We start from the raw sequence: 23,045 nt of genomic DNA, 5'->3' as shown, positions 1-23,045 counted from the left end.
GGCTAGAGCTTCGGCCCGCGGCGCCGCTCGGACTCGCGGCGCTCGGTGTAGCCCAGGCGGTCGCAGAGCTCCAGGATGGGCACACTGTATTTCCGGCTGACGTCCAGGCGCTGGCCCACGTCGCCCACCGCGATGGCGTCCTTCTCGGCGAAGAGCGCGCGCAGGCCGTCCAGGAGGCGCGCGAAGGCCTCGGCGTGAACCAGCATCTCGGTCGAGACGCGCAGCAGGCGCCCGCCGCTCACCAGGTAGTCCACGAGGTCCGGCACCTGGTCGGCGGGCACGCCCAGCTCGGCGAAGGTGCTCATGGCGGGCGGGGAGAGCCCGGCGTCGCGCCAGGCGGCGTCGGCGCGCTCCACCCAGCCGGCCGCGGCGCCGGTGGGGGCGGGGTCGTCTTCGCCCACGCGCACGCTCTCGCCGCGCAGGCGCAGCGCGCCCTGCTGCTCGAGGTACTCGAGCAGCAACTGGAAGGACGCCTGCGGCACCTCCGGCGCCAGCGCCGAGCGCAGACCCTGCCGCGCCGGACCCCAGGCCAGGGGGTGCTCGGCCTGGAAGCGACCGGCGCGCTCGGCGATGCCGTCGGCGAGTCGCGTCACCGCGTCGTCGTGGAAGAGCCGCTTGCCGAGGGCGATCACCCGCCCGCTCTCCAGCAGCTCCGGCAGCGGATTCTCGCCCTTGTACTTCTCCACCAGGAGCTGCGCGTCGCGATCGGCGAAGCCCGACGCGCCCGCGTCGAGGATGTTCCGCTCCAGGATCACCGCCGGGTCGCCGCCTTCCTTGAGGCGCACCGCCTCCAGGTCGCGCGCGCGGCCGTGGCGACGCTTGGGCGCGGTGGCCTCGATCACCTCGCCGCCGGCCACCGTGCGCATGGGCGAGTAGAAGCGGACGATCACGTGGTCCCCCGGCGCGCAGACCGCCGGCTCTTCCATGCGCGCCTGGGCGAGCCCGCTCTCGCCGGGGCCGAGCGCCTCGCGGTCGAGCAGCACCAGCCGCCCGAGGATCTCCTGGGTGCCGAAGTGGAAGCGCAGCCGCGTGCGATGGCGCAGGGGGCGCGGGCAGCTGGCGAGACAGTTGACCTTGAGCGTCACCATGTTGCTGGCCTGGAAGCGGCCGGGGCTCACGAGCACCTCGCCACGGGTGAGTTCGTCGTGCTTCACGCCGTGGATGGCCAGCGCCGTGCGCTGGCCGGCGTGGGCCTCGTCCACGGGGCGGTCGTGCACCTGCAGGCTGCGCACGCGCACGCTGATCCCCCGCGGCATCAGCTCCAGCGTGTCGCCCGCGCGCACGCTGCCGCTCCAGCTCGTGCCCGTGACCACCGTCCCCTTGCCCGCCAGCGTGAAGACGCGGTCGATGGGCAGGCGATAGGGGCCGAGTCCCCCGCGCTCGGGCGTCGCGGCGGCCAGGGCGGCCAGCGCGGCGCGCAGATCCTCGAGGCCCTCGCCGGTCTCTGAAGACACCGGCACGACCTCGGCACTGGCGAGCGAGGTCTCGGCGAGATACTCGCGGACGTCCTCCGCCGCCAGCTCCACCAGCTCGGGATCGACCATGTCGATCTTGGTCAGCGCCACCAGCCCGCGCGTCACGCCCAGCAGCTCGAGCACCTCCACGTGTTCGCGGGTCTGGGGCATGACGCCCTCGTCCGCGGCCACCACCAGCAGCGCCAAGTCCACGCCGCCCGCGCCGGCCACCATGGTGCGGACGAACTTCTCGTGCCCGGGCACGTCCACGATGCCCGCTTCCACGTCGCCCAGGTCGAGCCGTGCGAAGCCCAGCTCGATGCTGATGCCCCGCTTCTGCTCCTCCTTGAGGCGGTCCGTGTTGGTGCCGGTGAGACGTCCCACGAGGCGCGTCTTGCCGTGGTCCACGTGGCCCGCCGTGCCGATGATGATGGACTTCATGCGGGCTCGTCCTCGCGGCGGATTCTCGCGCCCAGGGCGGCGAGCTTCTCCTCGATGCGCTCGTAGCCCCGGTCGATGTGGTAGATGCGGCTCAGCGTCGTCGCGCCCTCAGCGCCGCAGGCGGCCAGGATCAGCGCGGCAGACGCCCGCAGGTCGGTGGCCATCACGGGCGCCGCGGAGAGGCGGTCCACGCCGCGCACCACGGCGACGTTCCCGTCCAGACGGATCTGCGCCCCCAGCCGCCGCAGCTCGGCCACGTGCGTGAAGCGGTCCACGTAGATGGTCTCGGTGATCGTGCTCACGCCGTCGGCCAGCGCGCAGGCGGCCATGATCTGCGCCTGCATGTCCGTCGCGAAGCCGGGATAGGGCGCGGTGATGACCTCCAGCGCTCGCAGGCGCGTGGCGGTGGCGTCCACCTCGATCCAGTCGTCGCCCTGCTCGATCGGCAGGCCGCCCTCGCGCAGCATGGCCAGCAGCGCGCGCTGCTCGCGGGGGACGCAGCCCTCGACGCGCACCTTGCCGCGCGTGATGGGCGCCGCCGCGAGGAAGGTGCCCACCTCGATGCGGTCGGACGGCACGCTCATCTCGAGGGGGGCGAGGGCGTCGACGCCGTCGATGGTGATCGTGCCCGTCCCGTGGCCCTGGATTCTCGCCCCCATGGCGATGAGACCCTCGGCCAGGGCCACCACGTCCGGCTCGCGCGCGGCGTTGTGGAGCACGGTGCGGCCGCGGGCGAGGACGGCCGCCATCATCACGTTGGCCGTGGCCCCCACGCTCGACACCTTGAAGGTGATCTCGTCACCCTTCAGGCGCTCGCCGGCCGGCACGCTCGCGTGGATGTAGCCGTGCTCCAGGTCCACCCGCGCGCCCAGGCGCTCCATGCCCATCAAGTGCAGGTCCACGGGGCGCGGTCCCCAGGCGCAGCCGCCCGGCAGGCTGACGCGCGCCTCGCCGAAGCGCGCCAGCAGCGGCCCCAGCACGTAGACCGACGCGCGCATGGTCTTGACCAGCTCGTAGGGCGCCTCGCGGCCGGGGATCTCCGTGGCGTCGATCGCCAGCTCGTGACCGTCGTGCGTACAGCGGGCGCCCAGGGTCTCCAGTACCCGCACCATGGTGCGGATGTCCCGCAGCCGCGGGACGTTGCGCAGCCGCGACTCCCCCGGCGCCAGCAGGGCGGCGCAGAGCAGCGGCAGTGCGGTGTTCTTGGAGCCGCCGGCGCGTACGCGCCCGGTGAGCTGAACGGGGCCTTCGATGACGAAGCGTTCCATGGGGTCCTCCCGGGGCACAACCCCCGAGTCGTTCTAGCATTCCAGAGGCGGGCCGCGCGACAGGAAAGCGGCCCCGCAGATCAGTCCGCGTCGGCGCGGCTGGACCCGCCCGCCGCGAATTCACTACTGCCTTTGACTTCTGCAGTTCTTTCCCACATCATTGAGTATCTCCCGTGCACGACGGGAGACGGCGCCGCCTGGGATCTCGCGGCACATCCGTCTCCCCCGGCTGCAGCCCTCGCCCGACAACCGGGGCGCGCGCCATCCCCTCGCGATGCGCCTCCGCGCTTCACACCATCCGGGGGAGGACTCCCATGCGGTTTGCTACTCGTCTGCTCGTCGTCGGCATGCTTCTTCTGGGGACCGGCCAGGCCGGCGCCAAGACTGTCGGATTCTACTTCGACAGCTGGGAGATCTGGTGTCTCGCCTGGTCCGTCGGCTCCGTCTACAGCCCGAATCACGGCTACGTCGTGCGCGCCGAAGAGAGCATTGAGGTGCTCCAGCTCGGCGTCTTCGACTCGACCAACACCATCTTCGACCCGCACTACGGATTGTGGAAGCGCACCGAGGTCGGAATCTACTCCTTCCCGGACGGTGAACTGCTGGCCGACGTACAGATCGAGGCCGGCGAACCGGGTGAGGTGCACGGGGAGTACCGGTACTTCGACATCGATCCGGTCGTCCTGCAGGCTGGACAGGAGTACATGTTCGTGCGCTTCCAGCCATCGGGGCAGGAGCATCTTGAAACCTGGGACCTCTGGCCCGACATGCAGGCGATGTGGTACTTCCCTGAGCAGATCATCGTCACCGCGGCCGAGCTGATGGATCCCGCCCTCACCCTGCTGGATGGCAGCTGGATCGACAACTACTCGAGCCACCTCAACTTCCCGACCACCTACTCCCACGACAATCCCGGCTTCATGGGCGCGGTGAACTTCCGCTTCGCCGGCACCACTTCGGTGGAGTCGACGAGCATGAGCCACATCAAGTCGCTGTATTGATCGGGATCGGCGGAGGTCAGACCGGCTTCCGCGCGAAGACGAAGCGGTCGCGGCGGCTGTAGTCCTGCTCCACCGCGACGTCCGTGAAGCCCGCCGCCTCGAAGATCGCGCGCACGGGCTCGCCTTGCTCCGCACCGATCTCCACGGCCAGCAGGCCCTCGGGCGCAAGGCGCGCGGGGGCCTCGGCCGCCAGCAGGCGGTAGAAGTCGAGGCCGTCGTCGCCGCCGAACAGCGCCGCGGGGGGATCGTGCTCCGACACCTCGGGCGCCAGGAGCGGTGCCTCGTCCGGGCGGACGTAGGGCGGGTTGCTCACGATGAGCTGCACGTCGGCGCCGTTGCCGGCCGGCAGTCCCTCGCGATGCTGGAGATCGATCCGCGCCTCCACGCCGTGCCGTTCGGCGTTGAGGGCGGCGAGGGCCAGGGCCTCGGCGGAGATGTCGCTGCCCCAGATCTGCAGGTCGCCACGCTTGGCGGCCAGCGCCACGGCGATGACCCCGCTGCCCACGCCCAGCTCCAGCGCCCGCAGCGGATGCACGCCCAGCTTGCCACCGCCCTGGGGGAACTCGGCGTCCATGCGGGCGAGGACGCGCTCGGCCAGCAGCTCGGTCTCGGGCCGCGGGATGAAGACGCCCGGCCGCACGGCGAAGGCCAGCCCCAGGAACTCCACCTCGCCGAGGATGAACTGCAGCGGCTCGCGCGCCCGGCGCCGGCGCAGCAGCGTGCGGAAGCGCCCGCGCTCCTCCTCGCTCAGCGGCCGCTCGTACTGGAGGTAGAGATCGAGGCGGCTCAGCCCCAGCACGCTGCCCAGCAGGCACTCGGCGTCGTAGCGGGCGTTTTCCACGCCGGCGTCGTCGAGGTAGTCGGCGGCGGGGCCCAGCACGTCGAGCAGGGTCCAGACCGGCTCCGAGGGGTCCTGCGCCGGCAGGCTCATGCGTCCTCCGCGGCCAGCATGCGCTCCTGCACGTTCAGCTTGAGCGCCTCGACGATCTCTTCCAGGTCGCCCTCCAGCACGCCCGCCAGATTGTGCGTCGTGAAGCCGATGCGGTGGTCGGTGATGCGGCTCTGCGGGAAGTTGTAGGTGCGGATCTTCGCCGAGCGATCGCCGCTGCCCACCTGGTCGCGGCGCTGGGCGCTGATCTCCGCGTCGCGCTTGCTCTTCTCCAGGTCGTAGAGCCGCGCGGCGAGGATCTTCATCGCCTTGGCCTTGTTCTTGTGCTGGCTCTTCTCGTCCTGGCAGCTCACCACCAGCCCGCTCGGGACATGGGTGATGCGCACCGCGCTGTCGGTGGTGTTCACGCTCTGGCCGCCGGGTCCGCTGGAGCGGTAGACGTCGATGCGCAGGTCGTTCGGGTCGATCTCCACGTCCACGTCTTCCACCTCGGGCAGCACGGCCACGCTGGCGGCGCTGGTGTGGATGCGCCCCTGCGACTCCGTCGCCGGCACGCGCTGCACGCGGTGGACGCCCGACTCGTAGCGCAGCTCGCCGTAGGCGCCCTCGCCGCGCACGGCGAGCACGACTTCCTTGAAGCCGCCAGCCGAGCCCTCGGTGGCGCTGAGCAGCTCCATCCGCCAGCCCTTGCGCTCGGCGTAGCGTTCGTACATGCGCAGCAGGTCGCCGGCGAAGAGGCCGGCCTCCTCGCCGCCGGTACCGGCGCGGACTTCGAGGATGAGGTTGCGGTCGTCGTCCGGGTCGCGGGGGATGAGCAGGCGCTCGAGGTCCTCGGTCAGGCCGGGCAGGGCGTCCTCGGCCTCTTCCTTCTGGGCACGGGCCAGCTCCTTCAGCTCGGCGTCGCTGCCGTGGAGGAGCTCCTCGGCCTCGTCGATGGCGTCGAGCGCCGCGACATAGCGGCGCCCGGGGCCGGCGACGGCCTGCAGATGCTTCAGCTCGCCGCCGAGCTCCTTGGCCCGGCGACGGTCGGCCAGCACGGCCGGGTCCAGCATCTCCTTCTCGAGCGCGGCCAGCCGGTCCAGCACTTCGCGGACGCGGGGGCGGAGATCTCTCATTCGGCGTTGACCTCGCGGCGGGGGGCCTCCCCGTCCTCCAGATCGGGGTCGATGGCGTCCTCGTCGTAGTGCATGGGCGGCGGCGAGAAGTCCGGCTCTTCCATCGGGATGCGGGCGGCCAGCTCCTCGGGCTCCAGGCAGGCCGCCAGGGAGCGCAGCGCCACCTCGCACTGGTCGAGATCGGGCTCGCGCGTGGTCACGCGCTGCAGCCAGAGGCCGGGCATGACGATGGGCTTCATCCAGCGGAAGAAGCGCTCCTGCGCGCTCAGCTTGATCAGTTCGTAGGACACGCCGCCGATCACGGGCACGAAGGCCAGGCGGAGCAGCCGCTCGCCGATGCTCTCCGGCCGCCCCAGCGGGATGAAGACCAGGATCGACACCACCATCACCAGCAGCAGGAAGCTGGTTCCGCAGCGGGGATGGAAGCGTGTGCAGGCCTTGATGTTCACGGGCGTGAGCTGCATGTCCGACTCGTAGCAGTTGATCGTCTTGTGCTCGGCGCCGTGGTACTCGAAGACGCGGCGCATGTCGGGCATGAGGCTGATGCCCCAGATGTAGGCCAGGAAGATCACGAGGCGGAAGAAGCCGTCCACGATGTTGAACGCGAGTCCGCTCTCGGTGCCCGGCACCAGGTCGGTGAGGATCAGGGGCAGGTAGAAGAAGATGCCCAGGCCCAGCACGAAGGCCAGCACCAGGGTGAGGCCGAGGCCGAGCTTGGCCTTGAGGCCGCCGCCCTCGCCCTTCTCCTTGTCCTTGCGCTCTTCGGGCGGCATGGCCACCTCGGCGGAGTAGGACAGGATGCGCATGCCGAGGATCATCGTCTCCACGAGACCGATGGCCCCGCGAACGATGGGCACCTTCGCCAGCTTCAGCCGGCTGAGGATGCTCCGGAAGGGCTCCTTCTTGAGGACGATCTCGCCTTCGCTCGTGCGCACCGCGCAGGCCACGAAGTCCCGTCCCCGCATCATCACGCCCTCGATGACCGCCTGGCCGCCGACCGCGAAGCTTTCTCTTTCTTCGGCTCTCATGCTGTACCGCCGGGCTGGTCCCCGCCGCCGGGGGCTATAGAAAAACGGGCGCGCCGTGGGGCGCGCCCGTCGGAAGCGTCGCTAACCCTGCTGGTCGAGCTGCTTGCGGTAGTCCTTGAAGCGCTTCTGGAAGCGCTCCACGCGACCCGCCGTGTCCACCAGCTTCTGCTTGCCGGTGTAGAACGGGTGGCAGTTCGAGCAGATGTCCACCTTGATCTCCGGCTGCGTCGCACGGGTCTCGATGACGTTGCCGCAGAGGCAGGTCACCGTGCAGGTCATGTACTCGGGGTGAATGCCCTTCTTCATCGCGGGGTTCCTCCTTGCCTTTCCTCGGGGCGCAGGTGGCTCCGATGGGAATCAGGCGTTCATGGACTCCATGAACTTCTGGTTGGTCTTCGTCTTGGCCATCTTCTCCAGCAGGAATTCCATGGCCTCCACGATGGGCTTGTCATTCAGGAAACGGCGCAGCACCCAGATCTTGCCCAGCACCGCCTCTGGTAGCAGCAGCTCTTCCTTGCGGGTTCCGCTGCGGAACATGTCGATGGACGGGTAGACGCGCTTGTCGCTCAGACGGCGGTCCAGGATGATCTCGCAGTTGCCGGTGCCCTTGAACTCCTCGAAGATCACCTCGTCCATGCGGCTGCCGGTCTCGATCAGGGCCGTGGCGATGATCGTCAGGCTGCCGCCTTCTTCGATGTTGCGCGCCGCGCCGAAGAAGCGCTTCGGGCGCTGGAGCGCGTTGCTGTCCACGCCGCCAGAGAGGATCTTGCCCGAGTGGGGCACCACGGCGTTGTGGGCGCGGGCCAGGCGGGTGATGGAGTCCAGCAGGATCACGACGTCGTGACCGTGCTCCACCAGGCGCTTGGCCTTCTCGATGACCATGTCGCTCACCTGGACGTGCCGCTCGGCGGGCTCGTCGAAGGTGGAGCTGATGACCTCGCCCTTCACGTTGCGCTGCATGTCGGTCACCTCTTCGGGCCGCTCGTCGATGAGCAGCACGATGAGCTTGACCTCGGGGTTGTTGGTGCTGATCGCGTTGGCGATGTTCTGCAGCAGCACCGTCTTGCCCGTGCGCGGCGGGGCGGTGATCAGGGCGCGCTGGCCCTTGCCGATGGGCGTCATCAGGTCGATGACGCGAGTGGTCAGGTCGGTGGCCTTCCACTCGAGCTCGAGCTTCTCCTCCGGGTAGAGCGGCGTCAGGTTGTCGAAGAGCACCTTCGCCTTGGTCTTGCCCTCCCCCGGCGGCACGTAGTTGATCGTCTCCACCCGCAGCAGCGCGAAGTAGCGCTCGCTCTCCTTGGGCGGACGCACCTGGCCGGACACCGTGTCGCCCGTCCGCAGATCGAACTTCTTGATCTGGCTGGGGCTGATGTAGATGTCGTCCGGCCCGGGCAGGTAGTTGTAGTCGGGCGAGCGCAGGAAGCCGTAGCCCTCGGGCAGGACCTGCAGGACACCCTCCGAGAAGAGGAAGCCCTTCTGCTGGGTCTGCGCCTCGATGATGCGGAAGATCAGCTCCTGCTTCCGCATGCCGCTGGCGCCCTCGATCTCGAGGCCCTGCGCGATCTCCGCGAGGTTGCCCACCGGCTCGCGCTTGAGCTGGGCGATGTCCATCACGGCCCCGCTGGCGGTCTCGCGATCGACGGTATCGGGATCGCTGCCGTGGCCGTTCGGGTGCTCGCCCATGTCGGCGCTGTGCTGCTGGCGGTGGCCGCCACGGCGGCGGTCGAAGCCGCGCCGACGGCCGCGCGAGGTCTTCTCGTCAGTTTCTGCTCTCAAAGGATTCACTCCAGGCAATCGGAAAATGGGACTCCGCGTGGTGTCGCGGACGGTCAGACTTGGCGCTGGAAGCGATGGGGTCTGGGACGGGGACGTCCGGGTCGCGCCCTGAAGGGCGTCTCAGGACTTAAAGTTACCCAATCCCCGCGCCGCTGTCAAGCCGAAGCGACGGGCCGCGCCGGACCCCATCTCACGTTCAGGGCTGGGCGCCGCGCTGCGGCAGGCGTCGGGAGAGGGCGGTGCCGGACGGCCTCGCCGCCCGGCACCAATCAAGATTCGGGCCAACTGCTCCCGGTTACTCCACCACGAGGTCGGTGATCGCGAAGTCGGTGACGTCATCCTGGATGATCGCCGCCTCGAAGCGGGTCTGCACGCCCGGCCGGAGGTTCTCCTTCTCCGTGTAGGTGCTGCCCACGATCTCGCCGGTGGCGTCCTTCAGGTCGATGGTCATCTCGACGTACTCGATCGTCGCCGTGCCCTTGTTCAGCATGACGCCCTTGATGAAGCGTCCCTGCACCTTGGCCTCTAGGATCGCCACGTTGTCCTTCTCGTAGATCGCCGACTCGATCTTGTCCTTCTCCTTCTCCTCGGCCTTGGAGAGGAGCACGGGCGGCGTCACGTCGGCCAGGCCCTTGTAGGTGGCGTAGGTGATGTAGGCGTCCTCGTAGAGCCGCTTGTTCTCGGCGAACCCGGCCGGATCGCCCGCGTTGTCCGCCGCCACGGCCTTGGCCTTGTAGCTCTGCCACAGGATCTGGAAGACCTGGGGATCGGTGCTGCCCAGGGTCTGGTCGATGAACAGGCCGGCCTTGATCGCGTCGTCGTACTGCTCGGCCTTGTAGTAGCTGAACTCCATGTAGAACCAGGCCTGCTCCAGGTTCGGATCCAGCTCGACGGCCATGTTCAGGTACTTGGCGGCCGGCGCGAACTCCTCGGCGTTCAGGTAGGCGATGCCCGCGAAGAGCGGCGTGTTGACGTCGGTCTCGCCCAGATCCCGGCGGATGTCCGCGGCCTTGGCGTAGGCCTCGGCGGCGTAGGTGTAGTAGTCCTTGTAGAGCTCGGGCTTGCGCTTCATGGAGCGCATGTCCTCGGCCTTGTCGAAGAGCACGCGGGCGAAGGCCTCGTGCGGGCCGTAGAGCTGGCCCATCTGGGACGTGAAGTCGCGGTACTGCGTGAGATACTGCTCGCGGCTGTCCTCTTCGCTCTCGATGTAGAGGTTGCCGAGCACGGTGGTCATTTCCTTGGAGGCCTGCAGGCGCTTCTCCGCGTCGTTCTCGCGCGCCAGGCCCAGCCTGAAGTTCTCCAGGGCGCTCTCGGCGCTGGTGAAGAAGTCGTCGCTGGCGCCCAGGCCCTTGAGCCGGTCGGCCTTGGTCCAGTAGGCGCGGGCCAGGTTGATGTAGCCCAGCGGATTCTCCGGGTTGGCCTGCGTGGCCGTCGTGAAGTACTCGATGGCCAGCTCGGTCTCGTCCCGCTTCGCCGCGTCCACGCCGTTGTTGTAGACCTCGGAGAAGTTGTGCTCGATGTTCTGCTGGGCCATCTCGGCACGGTCGGGCTTGAGCTCGGCGGCCTTCCGGAAGTTCTCGTAGGCCTTGTCGTAGTGCTGGAGCATCGACTGGCTCAGCGCACGGTAGAAGTAGGCCTCGCCGTCTTCGGGGTTGACTCGCAGAGCCTCGCCGCAGAGGGAGTCGGCCATCTCGAATTCACCCTGCTGGTAGCGCAGAATGGCGCTCGAGGTCTGCATGGAGTTGCAGCCGATGGCGAGCGCGACCAGACCCAGGAGGGCCACCGTGAGCACGTGATACTGTCTCATCCCTGAACCGTCCTCCTTGGATCGAGAGGGAGCGGGGAGCACCGAAGCCAGCGGCCTCGGGAACGGCCGGATCCGGCAAAGCGACCTGATGGTATGATGTGTCGAGGGGCAGACGGACGCAAAGCTAACGGCCACAAGGGTGAAAGTCAAGGCCGGGGCCGGCGGCGGCCTGCGCCGGGGCGCGCGCCGCGCTCAGAGCAGGCTTTCGGGATCGACGTCCAGGTCCAGCGCCAGCGCCCCGCTGCGCCCCAGCTTGCGCGCGATCGCGGGGAAGAGCTCGGCGAATGCGAGCTTCTGTTCGGCGTCCAGACGCCCCTTCACGAGCACCTGCTGCCGGTAGCGCTCCTTCACCTTGGCCGGGTAGCCCTCCACCGGCCCCAGCAGCTCCACCGCGCGAGCGGGCCCAGGCCCCCGGCGCTTGGGCTCGGTGCTCTCCGGCCAGCGCTCCTGGAAGGCGGCCACCAGGCGCTGGGCGGCCCGGCGGGCCAGGTCCTCCTCGGGGGCGCTGACCACCAGCGAGACGAGCCGCTGAAAGGGCGGATAGCCCAGGCTCCGGCGCTCGGCGAGCTCCCGGTCCACCAGCTGGTCCAGCGTGTCCGTGGCCAGGGCCCGCAGCACCGGGTGCTCCGGGCAGTAGGTCTGCACCAGCACGCGCCCGGGACGCTCCCCCCGCCCGCTGCGCCCGGCCACCTGCTCGAGCAGCTGCCAGCTCCGCTCGGCCGCGCGGAAGTCGGGCAGGAAGAGCCCCAGATCGGCCCCGAGCACCCCCACGACGGTGACCTCGGGGAAGTGGTGGCCCTTGGCGATCATCTGCGTCCCCAGCAGCAGGGCCGGCCCCGGCTCGGCGAAGCGCGCGAGGATGTCCCCGTGGGCGCCGCGCCGGCGGGTGCTGTCGAGATCCATGCGGTGGATCGGCAGGCCCGGGAAGCGCAGCTCCAGTTCGAGCTCGAGCTGCTGCGTGCCCGCCCCGAGCAGCACCCAGCGCCGGCCGCCGCAGGCCTCGCAGACGGGCTCCGGCCGCCGCTCCTGACCGCAGTAGTGGCAGATCAGCCGCTCGCGCCGCGAGTGGTAGACGAGGGGGATCTCGCAGCGCGTGCAGCGGCGCGTCTCGCCGCAGTCGCGGCAGAGGCGCAGGCGGCTGTGTCCGCGGCGGTTGAGCAGGAGCATGGCCTTCTCGCCGCGCTCGGCGCAGCCCTCGAGGGCCTCGGTCAGCGCCGGGGCCAGCAGGTCCTCGCCCTCCGCCAGCGGGACGACCTCCAGCGGCGGCCGCTGCCCGCCGCCCACGCGCTCGCGCAGCTCGAGCAGCCGGTACTTGCCCCGCCGCGCGTTGTGCAGGCTCTCCAGCGACGGCGTCGCGCTGCCCAGCAGCACCACGGCGCCGGCGTCGCGCGCCCGCACCAGGGCCACGCTGCGGGCGTGGTAGCGCGGCTTCTCGGTCTGCTTGTAGGAGCCGTCGTGCTCCTCGTCGATCACGACCAGGCCCAGGCGGGGAAAGGGCGCGAAGATGGCCGAGCGCGGGCCCAGCACCACCTGGATCTCCCCGTCGCGGATGCCCTGCCAGACGAGGAAGCGCTCCCCCGCGCTGAGCCCGCTGTGGAAGATGCCCACCCGGTCCCCCAGCCGCGCGCGGAAGCGCCGGGCGGCCTGGGGCGTGAGGCTGATCTCGGGCACCAGCACGATGGCCTGCCGACCCTGCGCCAGGCAGTGGGCGATGGCCTGCAGGTAGACCTCCGTCTTGCCGCTGCCCGTGACGCCGTGGAGGAGCTGGCTGGCGAAGACGCGGTCGTCGAGGGCCCGGCAGGTGGCCGCGAGCGCGTCTCGCTGCTCGGCCGTCATCGACAGGGGCGAATCGGGCTCCACCGCCGGCGGCGCGGGCGCGCGGCGCGGACGCTTCATGGGCTTGATGGGCAGCATGGCGCGGAGCACCTCGCCCAGGCTGGCGGCGTAGTAGTCCGCGAGCCAGCGCGCGAGCGCGAGCAGGTCGGGGCCCAGCCAGGAGGGGTCGTCGAGGAGCTCGAGGACGTCCTTCACCCGGCCCGGGTTGGCCCTCAGCGGCGGGTCGAGCTGCGCCCGGGTGAGCGGCCCCAGCACGAAGCCCGTCTCCTGCCCCGGCCCGAAGGGGACGCGGACCCGCGCCCCCGGCTGGGGCTGCGGCATGGCCTCGGGCAGCGAGTAGCTGAAGCGGCGGTGCAGGGGCAGGGGCAGGGCGACGTCCACGAAGCGCGGGGCTCGGTCCGGCGCCGCGCCCGCGGAGGATTCGCTCACGGGACGGCACTCCTGGGGATCGCCGGCCGCCAGGGAGGGGGCGCCGGCCCTTCCCTTTCTTGCACCCCGGCGGGGGCCGGCGCAACGAAGAAAGGCCGCCCTCCCCCGCGGGGAAGGCGGCCGGGAAGCGCGCGCGCCGCGGCGTTATCTACTGTCCGGTGGAGATGCCCAGGATCTCCTGGACACGGCCGATCAGCTTGTTGGGGCTGAACGGCTTGGTGATGTAGTCGTCGGCACCCACTTCGAAGCCCTTCTTGCGATCCACGTCGCGGCCCTTGGCGGTGAGCAGGAGCACGGGGATGTGCTTCGTCTCCGGCATCTCCTTGAGCCGCCGGCAGGTCTCGTAGCCGTCGAGCTTGGGCATCATGACGTCCATCACGATCAGGTCGGGCTTCTCGCTCACGGCCTTATCCAGGGCCTGTTCGCCGTTGGCGGCCGTCACGACCTCGTATCCCTCGGCTCCCAGGCTGAAGTCCAGGATGTGCAGGATGTAAACCTCGTCATCGACGACCAGGACTTTTCCCTGAAACACGGTGGCTCCTTTCCATGGACTGCGGCGCCCCTCGCCGGGGCTCCCGGGCTCAGTCGAGCCCCTCCTCGCTCTCGTTATCGGCAGGTACCGTGGCGACTGAAGCGCTCGCTGTCGGCGCCGGCTGACCATTTCCCCCGCTGCGCGCCAGGCGCTCGGCCGCCACGGTTTCCAGCTCGATCAGCAGCGCCTCGGACTCGCCGGGCTCCAGCCAGCTGCGCCCCTCGAGGATGCCGAGGAAGAGCCGCACCAGCGACGGATCGAACTGGCGTCCCGAGCAGCGCACCAGCTCGCGCGCGGCGTCCAGCGGCTCGTGCACGGGCTTGTACTTGCGGGGGGTGGTCATGGAGCAGTAGGCGTCGATGATCGCCACGATGCGGGCGCCCAGCGGAATCGCCGAACCGGCGAGACCGTCGGGATAGCCCGCGCCGTCGTACCACTCGTGGTGGTGCAGCACGATCTGACTCACCGACTCCATGGCCTGGATGTCCTCGAGCAGCCTCGCCGCCTGCCGCGGATGCTCGTGCAGTCGCTCCTGCTCGGTGTCGCTCAGCGGGCGCTCCTGCTTCTCGATGTCGAGGCCGATCTGCGCCATGGCGACGTCGTGGAAGTTCGTCGCCAGGCGGACGTCCCGCGCCAGCTCGCGGTCAGCGCCTGCGCGGTCGGCCAGCTCCCAGGCCAGCAGGCTGGGGTCCACGCGCATCGGCACGCGGCGCTGGCTGTTCTGCAGCAGGTCGCGCACGGCGCGCATGGCCCGGCGCAGCTGGCGGCCGGGATCGCGCTGTGCGGCCGCCTCGGCGAGCACGCGGCTGATGCGGTCGACGATCCCCTCCACCAGGAGCTGGTCCTCCAGCGGGAAGGGCGGCGACTCGCGGCGCGCCACGAAGCAGCCCGCCACCTGGTCGCGGAAGTAGAGCGGCACGGCCACGAGGCTCGTGCCCTCGCCGGCCAGCAGGATGCCCGAGCCCGCGCTCATGGCCCGCGTGGCGACCTTGGCGACCTCCAGCAGGTTCTCGCACTCCTCCGTGGACCAGTAGAGCTGCAGCTCCTCGGGACCGCCGATGAAGAGCATGGCGCCGTCGGCGCGCGAGACGTGGCTGATCCAGTCCAGCGCCAGGCGCAGGAACTCCTCCACCTCGCCCGACTGCTTGAAGTCGAGCGGCGTGCCCTCCAGCCCGAAGCTGTCGCGGGCCAGGGGCAGGTCGAAGCAGAACGTCGCGCCGGCGCCGGGTCGGCTCTCCACGCTCACGTGGCCCTGGTGCTGCTCGACGATCTCCTTGACGATCGCCAGGCCGAGGCCCGTGCTCTGGATGTGGTTGTCGCCCTGGTGGCTGCCCTGGAAGAAGCGCTCGAAGATGTGCGGCTGCTCGTCCTCGGGGATGCCGATGCCCTCGTCGATCACGCGCACCTGGACGCCCTCGCCCTCGCGCTGCGCGGTCACGGTGACGCTCTGCCCGCTGGTGCTGAACTTGATCGCGTTGCCGATCAGGTTGATCAGCACCTGGCGCACCATGCCCGGGTCGGCGAAGACCGGCGGCAGGTCGAGCGGGACGTCCACCTGCAGGTGCATGTCCTTCTCCTGCAGGTGCACCTCGAGGGCCTGGGCGCAGGAGTCCACCACGCGGCGCAGGCGCACGGGCCGCCGCTCCATGACGCGGTTGCTGTAGTCCAGGGCGGAGATCTCGAGGATCTTGCCGGTCATGTCGATGAGGCGGTCGGCCTCCTCGCGGATCACCAGCAGGAACTCCTCCAGGGCCTCGTAGTCGCCGCGGCGCACGTTGGCGAGCAGCGTGTCCACCGAGGCCTTGACCGCCGTCAGCGGCGTCTTGAGCTCGTGGCTGGCGACGGAGGCGAACTCGCTCTTGGCCTGGTTGGCGTAGGTCAGCTCGTCGACCTCGCGCTTGAGGTCGGCGATGACCTCCGACAGCTCGTCCAGCTTGCGGCCGTGGCGAAGGATGCTCGTCATCACGCGCGCGGCCAGCTCGAAGGTCTTGTCGTCGCCGTAGCGGAACTCGCTGGGACGGGGATTGGCCACGACCATCAGGCCGCCGGCCTCGCTGCCGTTGCCGAAGCGCACGGCGGCCAGGGCGCCGATGCCGGCCTTCTCGAGCATCGCCGAGCTGCCGAAGTGGGGATCGGCGGAGACGTTGGGCACGAAGACCGGCACGTTGACGGCCAGCCCGCGCAGCATGTTCTGCACCTCGATCAGCCAGGGGCGGTGATCGTAGTTGCGGTCCGCGTAGCCGAGGACGGTGACGTGATCGTCGCCCTCGGTGTCCTGCAGGATCAGGGCGCCGTACTCGCTGCGCAGCAGCAGCATCGATTCCTGCAGGCCGAGGCCGGCGAGACTGCGCACGTCGTCGTGGGAACGCACGCCCAGCACGACCTCAAAGATCTGGCTGAGATCGCGCAGGCGCAGCCAGAGGTAGCGCTCGCGGGCCATGGTGGCGCGCGCGGCGCGCTCCTCGCGGATCAGGAAGAGCAGCATGAGCGCGGCGAGGCCGCCCAGAGCGCCGAGCTCCCAGCGCAGGTCGGCGGGACCCAGGACCGCGCCCGCGGCCAGCGCCAGGGTGGCGAGACCGAAGAAGACGGTCCAGACCAGGCGCAGGCGGTGCAACAGGTGACGCACGCGGCGGGAAGGTCCGCGGCGCGGCACGACCTCCTCCAGGCGCTCCAGTTCGGTGATCTGCTCGATGGGTACCTGCAACTGCGTGATCCTCGTCTCGGGCTAAGCCGACTCGGGCTCGGCGTGGCTGATGCTCTCGTCGTGCCTGGCGTCCTCCTCGTCCTCCCCGGCATGGCCGCGGCGTTCCTTGACCACGGTGCTGCCCTGGAAGGTCTTCCCGTACTTCTTGAGTTCGAAGGCGGCGTCGCTGATCTGGCCCACGTGCGTGTAGCGCTGTTCCTCGTTCACGACGATCGCCACGGTCAGGCTCATCAGCGGAATGCGCAGCTCCTGGCCCTGCCGGTCCAGCACGCTCAGGTGTCCGCGCTCCCAGTCCTCGCGGCGGAACAGCCGCTCCTTGAGCAGGTCGAAGGCCTTCACCGCGCGGCGGGAGACCTCCTCGGCCACGGTGATCGGCGCGACCATGACGAAGTCGTCGCCGCCCACGTGCCCCGCGAAGCCCTCGTGGCCGGTGTCGTGGATGGCCTCGGTGAGGATCCCCGCCAGCATGCGGATGGCCTCGTCGCCCTTCGCGTAGCCGTAGGTGTCGTTGTAGCCCTTGAAGTTGTCGATATCGATGTAGAGGAAGGCGAAGTCCTCGTGCGTGGCCAGGCGGCGGTTCAGCTCGGCCTCGATGGCGCGGTTGCCCGGCAGGCCGGTCAGCGGGTTCGCCTCGCGCTGCTTGCGCGCCAGGGTGAGCGTGTTCTTCACCCGGACCAGCATCTCCTCCTGGTCGTAGGGCTTCATCAGGTAGTCGTTGGCGCCCTGCGCCAGGCCCGCCACGCGGTCCTTCACGGAGCTGCGGGCGGTGAGCATGATCACCGGCGTCTGGGCGATGCGATAGTCCTGCCGGATCTGGCGGCAGACCTCGTGTCCGTCCAGGCGGGGCAACATGACATCGAGCAGCACGAGATCCGGCTCGTGCTTGCGCGCGAGAAAGAGGCCCGTTTCGCCGTCTTCGGCCGTCACCACATCGTAGCCGGCCTTTTGCAACTGATACTCGAGGATGCGACGGATGGCCGCGTCATCTTCGACGACGAGAATCGTGGTGGGATTGTCCATCTGGATGAGGATCCTTCCCGCGCTGCATGTGTCCCACGGCCTTCGAGCATGCGTGCGCTCACCGGCCTGCGCCGGCGATTGCAATCCACATGCCCGACCAATGGGGATATCGGCAGCCCGCCGGGGACCTTGACGCGGGATTCATTCCAGAGTCGCGAACCGTTGACACCTCGCCGCGCGCGGTCATCGCGGGGAACGCGCGGGAAGGACGGGATCGAACGGGGAAGCGCGAGGACGCGCGACGCCCCCCGGGGCACGACTCAGGACGGCGCGCCCCAGGAGCGCAGCACGCCGCGCGGGAAGGGCGCGAGGCCGCCGGCATCGCCGGTGTCGGCGAGGCGCCAGGCGCCGGCGCAGGCCACCATCGCGCCGTTGTCGGTGCAGTAGCGAGGGCTCGGCGCGTGGACAGGAATGCCCAGTGGGGCGAGCATTGCCGTCGTCGCGGCGAGCAAGGTGCGATTGGCCGCGACGCCGCCGGCGAGGTAGCAGGCGCGGACGTCGCGTCCCTGGAGGCTGCGTCCCAGCCGGTCGAGCAGCTGCCGAATGATCGCATCCTGAAGTGATGCGCAGTAGTCGGCCAGCCGCTGTCCCTCGAGCGGACCCTCCTCCTCCCAGGCCAGTCGCGCGGCCGTCTTGAGTCCCGAGAAGCTGAAGTCCAGGCCGCCGTTGCTCAGGCGCGCCACGGGAAAGGCGAAGCCGCGCGGGTCGCCCGTCGCCCCCAGCCGCTCGATCACGGGACCGCCGGGAAAGCCCAGGCCCGCCACCTTGGCGGCCTTGTCGAAGGCCTCGCCGGCGGCGTCGTCGCGCGTGGTCGCCAGCAGCGCGTAGTCGCCGGCGGCGCGCATGAGGATCAGCTGGCTGTGCCCGCCGGAGACCACCAGCGCGATGGACGGAAAGACCATCTCGCGCTCGAGCCGATTCGCGAGCAGATGCGCCTCGATGTGGTGCACCCCCAGCACCGGCCGCCCCCAGGACTCGCCCAGCGAGCGCGCGAAGGCAAGCCCCACCAGCAGCGAGCCCAGCAGCCCCGGCCCGCGGGTGACGGCGATCGCGTCCACGTCCGCGGGGCCCAGCTGCGCGTCCTCGAGCGCGGCGCGCAGCACCGGCGGCAGGTTGCGCAGGTGCGCGCGGCTGGCCACCTCGGGTACGATGCCACCCGTGGCGCGGTGCTCCAGCTGCGTGGCGAGCACGCTGGCCAGCACCTTCCGCTCGCTGCAGTAGATGCCCACCGCGCTGTCGTCGCAGCTCGTCTCGATGCCGAGGATGATCACGCTTGCCTCCAGCCCGCGCTTGTCGCGGGCGTCCCACAGCCCGCGCTTGTCGCGGGCGTCAGCCGAGTATAGGATCGCCCCGCGCCGCCCGCAAGGCGGCCGCCCCGACCCGGGAGGTTCCCATCCGCACGCTGCTCCTGCTCGCCGGCGGCGCCCTGCTGCTGCTCCTGATCACGCCGGCGCGTTTCGTGCCGCGGCGCCTGGACGCCGCGCCCGCGCTGGCCGAGCCGGACTCCGCCCGCATCATGGCCGACGTCCGCGCGCTCGCCGCCTTCCCCACGCGCTTCGCGGCGAGCGCCGAGACCCCCGCCGTGCTGGACTGGCTGCGCGCGGCCATCGCGGCGCGCGGGCTCGAGCCCCGTGAGCAGCGCTTTCCGCTACAGGTGGGCACCGTCGACACGGAGCAGGTGAACCTCTACGCGCTGCACCCCGGCCGCGATCTGCGCAAGCCCTGGCTGCTGCTCATCGCCCACTACGACACCGTGAACGAGGGCTGGGGGCACGAGGCGTCGAGCCTCGAGGACCCCGAGAGCCCGGCCCCGGGCGCCGACGACAACGCCACCGGCGTGGCCGTGCTGCTCGAGGTCATGCGCCTGCTCAGCCCCGACGACAACGCGCGCAACGTGGTCTTCCTCTTCAGCGCCGCCGAGGAGATGGGCCAGCGGGGCGCGTCCCAGTGGGCGACGCTGCCGCTGGCGGGACCGGGCAGCCTGGGCTGGGTGCTCAACGTGGACCAGGTGGGCGCCACGCGACAGGCGCCGCGCGCGCTGCAGCTCTTCAGCCGCGGCCCCGGGCTCACCTTCCTCGATCACATCCGCGAGCTCGGCCGCCGCGGCGCGCCGGAGATCCTGGGCTGGCGGCTCCACCCGCAGGATCGCATCGCCAAGAGCGACCACGGGCCCTTTCTCGCGCGCGGGCTGGCGGCGGTGAGCCTGAGCGAGCTGTCGGGGGTCTACCGGTTTCGCGACCAGGGCGCGGGCGACCTGCCCGAGCTGCTCGATCCGGTGATGCTGAACGCCTGCGCGCGGCTCGTTCTCAGCGTGGCGACGGACCCGTGGCCGCCGCCGCCAGCTCCCGCCACGCCGGACCCAGCGCCGCGATGAGGTCCTCGGAGCTGAGCCCACGCCCCCACTCGGCCGCCGCCAGACGTCCCGCCTCGGCGTGCAGCCAGGCGGCCAGCCGCGCCATCTCGCCCGGCCGCTCGGGATCCTGCGCGAGCACCGCGCCCAGCAGGCCGGTGAGGACGTCCCCCGTGCCCCCCCGCGCCATCGCGGGATGGCCGCCCGCCACGGTGTAGAGCAGGCCCGAGGGCTCGGCGATCTCCGTGGGCGCCCCCTTGTGCAGCAGGACGACGCGGTCGTGCCGCGCGCCGAGGAGCTGCTCCTCGCGGTGGGCGTCGAGTTCGGCGGCGCTGGTGCCCAGCAGCATGGCCAGCTCGCCGGAGTGCGGTGTGAGGACGCGCATCGCGGGCTGCTCGCCCAGACGGGCGTAGTCGCCGGCAAAGGGCGCGAGCGCGTCGGCGTCCACCACGGCCGGCCGATCCAGACGCTCCAGCCAGTCGCGCAGCATCGCCTGGGTGGCGGGCGCGCGGTCGAGCCCGGGGCCAAGGGCCACGGCCTGCACGCGCGCGGCGGCTTCCTGCAGCGGCGCGAGGGCGCGGCCGTCGAGGCGGCCCTCCTCGTCCTCGGGCAGACTCAGCGTGATGGCCGACGGCCAGCGCGTCTGCACCAGCGGCGCGAGCGAGGCCGGCACGGCCACGTAGACCATCCCCGCGCCACCGCGCAGCGCGCCGCCCGCCGCGAGCAGGGCGGCCCCCGCGTAGTGCCGGCTGCCGGCCACGAGCAGCACGGAGCCGCGGCGGTACTTGTGGCTGCGCGGATCGCGCGCGGGCAGCACGCGGGCCGCCGCGGCGCGGTCCACGAGGCGACGACAGCCGCCCTGCGCCTCGATCACCGACGCGGGGAAACCGATGTCCACCACCCGCACGTCGCCGGCGGACGCGCGGCCGGGGTAGTAGTACAGGCCGATCTTGGGCAGGCCGATCGTGGCCGTCACCGTGGCGCGCACGCAGTCGCCGGCGGGCTGATCGAGATCGCCGGAGAGCCCGCTGGGGACGTCGATGCTGACGATCGGCGCGCCGCTGCCGTTGAGCGCGCGCACCACGTCGACGGCGGAATCGCGAAGCGGCGCGTTGAGGCCGGTGCCGAAGAGGGCGTCCACCACCAGTTCGCAGCGGGCCAGCTCGGCGCGGAAGGCGTCCATGGCGCCCGCATCGGAGAACTTGCGCAGATCCGGGTGCAGCGGAATGAGCTGGTGCAGCGCCTGCTTGGCCGCGCTCGACAGGTTCAGGTCGCCGGCGAGCACGAAGACGCTCACCTTGGCGCCGGCCTGCATGAGGTGCCGCGCGACCACGAAGCCGTCGCCGCCGTTGTTGCCCTTCCCGCAGGCGACGAGCACGCGCCGGCCGGCGACGCTGCCGCCCCAGCCCTCCCAGTCCATGAGCAGGCGGAAGACGCCCTCGCCCGCGCGCGCCATCAGCACGTCCGCGGGCACGAGACCGCCCTCGATGGTGACGCGGTCGATCTCGCGCATCTGCGCGCTGCTGACGAGCCTCATCCTAGTCCTTGGTGTTGAGGATCAGCGGCAGGCCGTCCTGGCCCCCCACGATCACGACCTTGGCGTTCGCGCTCTCCGCCAGCTTCTGCGTGGCCTCGATGCCCTTCCAGCGCAGCAGATTCTGGTTGATGCCCTCGCTCACGATGGTCTGGAAGTCCGCGATGCCCTGGGCCTCGATCTTCTTGCGCTCGGCCTCCTGGCGTTCCCGGTCGAGCACGAAGCGCATCCGCTCGGCCTCCTGCTCGGCCTTGAGCTTGTCCTCGATCGCCTGGGCGAGCTGGTTGGGCAGCGTCACGCTGCGCAGCAGCACCTGCTCGAGCGTGATGCCGCGGTCGGCGAAGATCGGCTTGAGGTTGTCGTAGATCGTCTGCGCGATGGCCTGCCGCTGGCTCGTGTAGAGCGCCTTGGCCTCGTAGGCCGTGGTGGCGCCGCGCACCTCCGAGCGCAGCGTGGGGATCACGAAGATCTTCGAGTAGTCCCGGCCGATCGTGCGGTAGATGTCGGCGGCCTGCTCGCTGTGCAGGCTGTAGAGCACCGAGATGTCCAGGCTGACGTTCATGCCCTCCTTGCTGGGCACGTTGGCCGTCTCGGTGATCTCCTGGGTGCGCACGTCCATGTTGCGGATGACCAGCAGCGGGTTCACCACGTGGATGCCCGGGGCGAGGGTCGCGTCGCTGATCTTGCCGAAGAAGTCCTTGAGGCCCACGTAGCCGGCCGGCACCGAGACGATGCTCTGCGACAGCACGCCGCCCAGGCCCACCAACGCGAGCACCACGCCCGCGATGCGGCCGGGCCGGCGGCCCGTGTCGCGCTGCATGGGCGCGTTGAAGAGCAGAACGATGCCCGCGATCACGAGCACGGCGAACACGATGACGGCCATGAATCCCTCCCGGCAGATGGTCGGCGGAGTCGAATCGCGGCGAGTGTCGCCCGGCCTCGGGGGGCTGTCAACGCAAGAGGGTCGCGGCGCGTCGCTTGCGGTGGCCGCGAGCCACCTCTATACTGCGCGCATGCTGCATCCCGACCGGCTTGGCGCCCGTCTGCGCCCGTGGGCCATCGTGCTGGTGGTCGCGCTCTGCTTCATCCTCTACGAGCTGATCCAGGTGCCCTTCTACAACCGGGGACCGTGGTGGATCGCCGTGGGGATCGGGCTGAGCGCGGGGCTGGGCGTCTTCGTGCCGCTCTTCACGCTGACGCGAAGTCTGGGCATCCCCTTCCGCGCGCAGTTCCAGCTCGAGCGGCCGGCGCTGGGGGCGTCGCTGGCGGTGGCCGGCGCCACGCTGAGCCTGATCCCCGCGCTGGAGATCATCACGGCGGCCATGGCGCGGCGCTACCCGCCCGATCCCAGCTACCTGAGCTTCGTCGAGCAGCTTCGCCCCGACAGCTGGTCGGCCTGGGTGGGAGTGGTGCTGGCGCTGGCGGTGGCCGTGCCCTTCGCCGAGGAACTGATCTTCCGCGGCGTGCTGCAGCGATTGCTGCTCAGGCACGGTCACCCGGTGGTGGCCGTGCTGCTGGTGGCCGTGCTCTTCGGCGCGGTGCACCCGCTCTACTCGATTCCGGGGGTCACGCTGCTGGGCGTGTTCTTCGGCGTGCTCGCCCTGCTGCTGGGCAACCTGACCTACCCGATCATCGCCCACGCCGTGTGGAACCTGGCCAACATGGTGGTGCTCAAGCAGAGCACGGGCGAGCTGGATCAGCTGCTCGACTCGCCCTTCACCCACGCCTCGCTGCTCTGGTTCGTACTCAGCGCCGCGCTCTTCGCCTTCTTCAGCCGCCTCTGGCTGCACGCGCGGGTCTGACACCGGCTCCCACGAAAAAGGCCCCCGCCGTGGCGGAGGCCGGATGCTGGCGCGGTGTG

General features: G+C 70.5%; 18 protein-coding genes. 3 read left to right on the top strand and 15 right to left on the bottom strand.

The features are described from left to right. Positions 1-2 precede the first annotated feature (2 nt). Positions 3-1,895, bottom strand: a complete 1,893-nt coding sequence (selB, locus tag H6693_05315; protein ID MCB9515590.1) for a selenocysteine-specific translation elongation factor — start codon at positions 1,893-1,895, stop codon at positions 3-5. Continuing rightward, positions 1,892-3,163, bottom strand: coding sequence for a UDP-N-acetylglucosamine 1-carboxyvinyltransferase (murA, locus tag H6693_05310; GenBank protein ID MCB9515589.1), 1,272 nt, complete (start codon positions 3,161-3,163; stop codon positions 1,892-1,894). The genes selB and murA overlap by 4 nt, the downstream gene beginning before the upstream one ends. Positions 3,164-3,477: 314 nt before the next feature. Between murA and H6693_05305 the strand changes: the two genes are divergently transcribed. Further along, positions 3,478-4,164: a hypothetical protein gene (locus H6693_05305; GenBank protein MCB9515588.1), complete on the top strand. Its 687-nt coding sequence runs from the start codon at positions 3,478-3,480 to the stop codon at positions 4,162-4,164. Between the two features lie 16 nt (positions 4,165-4,180). Here the strand turns inward: H6693_05305 and prmC are convergent, their stop codons facing one another. From prmC to tsaD, 11 genes are all read right to left on the bottom strand, one after another. Further along, a complete protein-coding gene (gene prmC / locus H6693_05300; GenBank protein MCB9515587.1) occupies positions 4,181-5,095 on the bottom strand; it encodes a peptide chain release factor N(5)-glutamine methyltransferase in 915 nt (304 codons plus the stop codon). Then, positions 5,092-6,168 (bottom strand): peptide chain release factor 1, encoded by a 1,077-nt coding sequence (gene prfA / locus H6693_05295; GenBank protein ID MCB9515586.1) that lies wholly within the window; start codon positions 6,166-6,168, stop codon positions 5,092-5,094. The genes prmC and prfA overlap by 4 nt, the downstream gene beginning before the upstream one ends. After that, entirely contained in the window at positions 6,165-7,196 is a 1,032-nt protein-coding gene (locus tag H6693_05290) for a DUF1385 domain-containing protein (GenBank protein MCB9515585.1), read from the bottom strand. The genes prfA and H6693_05290 overlap by 4 nt, the downstream gene beginning before the upstream one ends. Before the next feature lie 81 nt (positions 7,197-7,277). Continuing rightward, positions 7,278-7,502, bottom strand: coding sequence for a 50S ribosomal protein L31 (gene rpmE, locus H6693_05285; protein ID MCB9515584.1), 225 nt, complete (start codon positions 7,500-7,502; stop codon positions 7,278-7,280). A 51-nt stretch (positions 7,503-7,553) separates the two neighbouring features. Beyond that, complete coding sequence (gene rho, locus H6693_05280) at positions 7,554-8,807, bottom strand: transcription termination factor Rho (protein ID MCB9515583.1); 1,254 nt, start codon at positions 8,805-8,807, stop codon at positions 7,554-7,556. A 460-nt stretch (positions 8,808-9,267) separates the two neighbouring features. After that, positions 9,268-10,779 (bottom strand): hypothetical protein, encoded by a 1,512-nt coding sequence (locus H6693_05275; protein MCB9515582.1) that lies wholly within the window; start codon positions 10,777-10,779, stop codon positions 9,268-9,270. 192 nt (positions 10,780-10,971) lie between these two features. Further along, positions 10,972-13,044 carry a primosomal protein N' gene (gene priA / locus H6693_05270; GenBank protein ID MCB9515581.1) on the bottom strand — a complete coding sequence of 691 codons (2,073 nt, stop codon included), beginning with the start codon at positions 13,042-13,044 and terminating at the stop codon, positions 10,972-10,974. A 148-nt stretch (positions 13,045-13,192) separates the two neighbouring features. Continuing rightward, positions 13,193-13,705, bottom strand: a complete 513-nt coding sequence (locus tag H6693_05265) for a response regulator (GenBank protein MCB9515580.1) — start codon at positions 13,703-13,705, stop codon at positions 13,193-13,195. Beyond that, a complete protein-coding gene (locus H6693_05260) occupies positions 13,626-16,280 on the bottom strand; it encodes an HD domain-containing protein (protein MCB9515579.1) in 2,655 nt (884 codons plus the stop codon). The genes H6693_05265 and H6693_05260 overlap by 80 nt, the downstream gene beginning before the upstream one ends. 21 nt (positions 16,281-16,301) lie before the next feature. Continuing rightward, positions 16,302-17,300 (bottom strand): response regulator, encoded by a 999-nt coding sequence (locus H6693_05255; protein ID MCB9515578.1) that lies wholly within the window; start codon positions 17,298-17,300, stop codon positions 16,302-16,304. A 260-nt stretch (positions 17,301-17,560) separates the two neighbouring features. Further along, positions 17,561-18,571 (bottom strand): tRNA (adenosine(37)-N6)-threonylcarbamoyltransferase complex transferase subunit TsaD, encoded by a 1,011-nt coding sequence (tsaD, locus tag H6693_05250; GenBank protein ID MCB9515577.1) that lies wholly within the window; start codon positions 18,569-18,571, stop codon positions 17,561-17,563. Positions 18,572-18,573: 2 nt separating this feature from the next. Here tsaD and H6693_05245 point away from each other — a divergent pair, with 2 nt between their 5' ends. Next, entirely contained in the window at positions 18,574-19,674 is a 1,101-nt protein-coding gene (locus H6693_05245) for a M20/M25/M40 family metallo-hydrolase (protein MCB9515576.1), read from the top strand. Here H6693_05245 and H6693_05240 read toward each other — a convergent pair. Together H6693_05240 and H6693_05235 are read right to left on the bottom strand one after the other, a co-directional pair. After that, positions 19,607-21,187, bottom strand: a complete 1,581-nt coding sequence (locus H6693_05240; GenBank protein MCB9515575.1) for an NAD(P)H-hydrate dehydratase — start codon at positions 21,185-21,187, stop codon at positions 19,607-19,609. The two genes, H6693_05245 and H6693_05240, sit on opposite strands and share 68 nt — an antisense overlap. A 1-nt stretch (position 21,188) precedes the next feature. Continuing rightward, entirely contained in the window at positions 21,189-22,067 is an 879-nt protein-coding gene (locus tag H6693_05235; GenBank protein MCB9515574.1) for a prohibitin family protein, read from the bottom strand. Between the two features lie 130 nt (positions 22,068-22,197). On the opposite strand from H6693_05235, the gene H6693_05230 reads away from it, so the two are divergent. After that, positions 22,198-22,986 carry a CPBP family intramembrane metalloprotease gene (locus H6693_05230; protein ID MCB9515573.1) on the top strand — a complete coding sequence of 263 codons (789 nt, stop codon included), beginning with the start codon at positions 22,198-22,200 and terminating at the stop codon, positions 22,984-22,986. Positions 22,987-23,045: the final 59 nt, after the last annotated feature.

This window comes from Candidatus Latescibacterota bacterium, from assembly GCA_020633725.1.
Lineage (GTDB): Bacteria > Krumholzibacteriota > Krumholzibacteriia > JACNKJ01 > JACNKJ01 > VGXI01.
The sequence above is the reverse complement of the archived record's forward strand: the minus strand, read 5'-3'. Positions and strand labels throughout refer to the sequence as shown.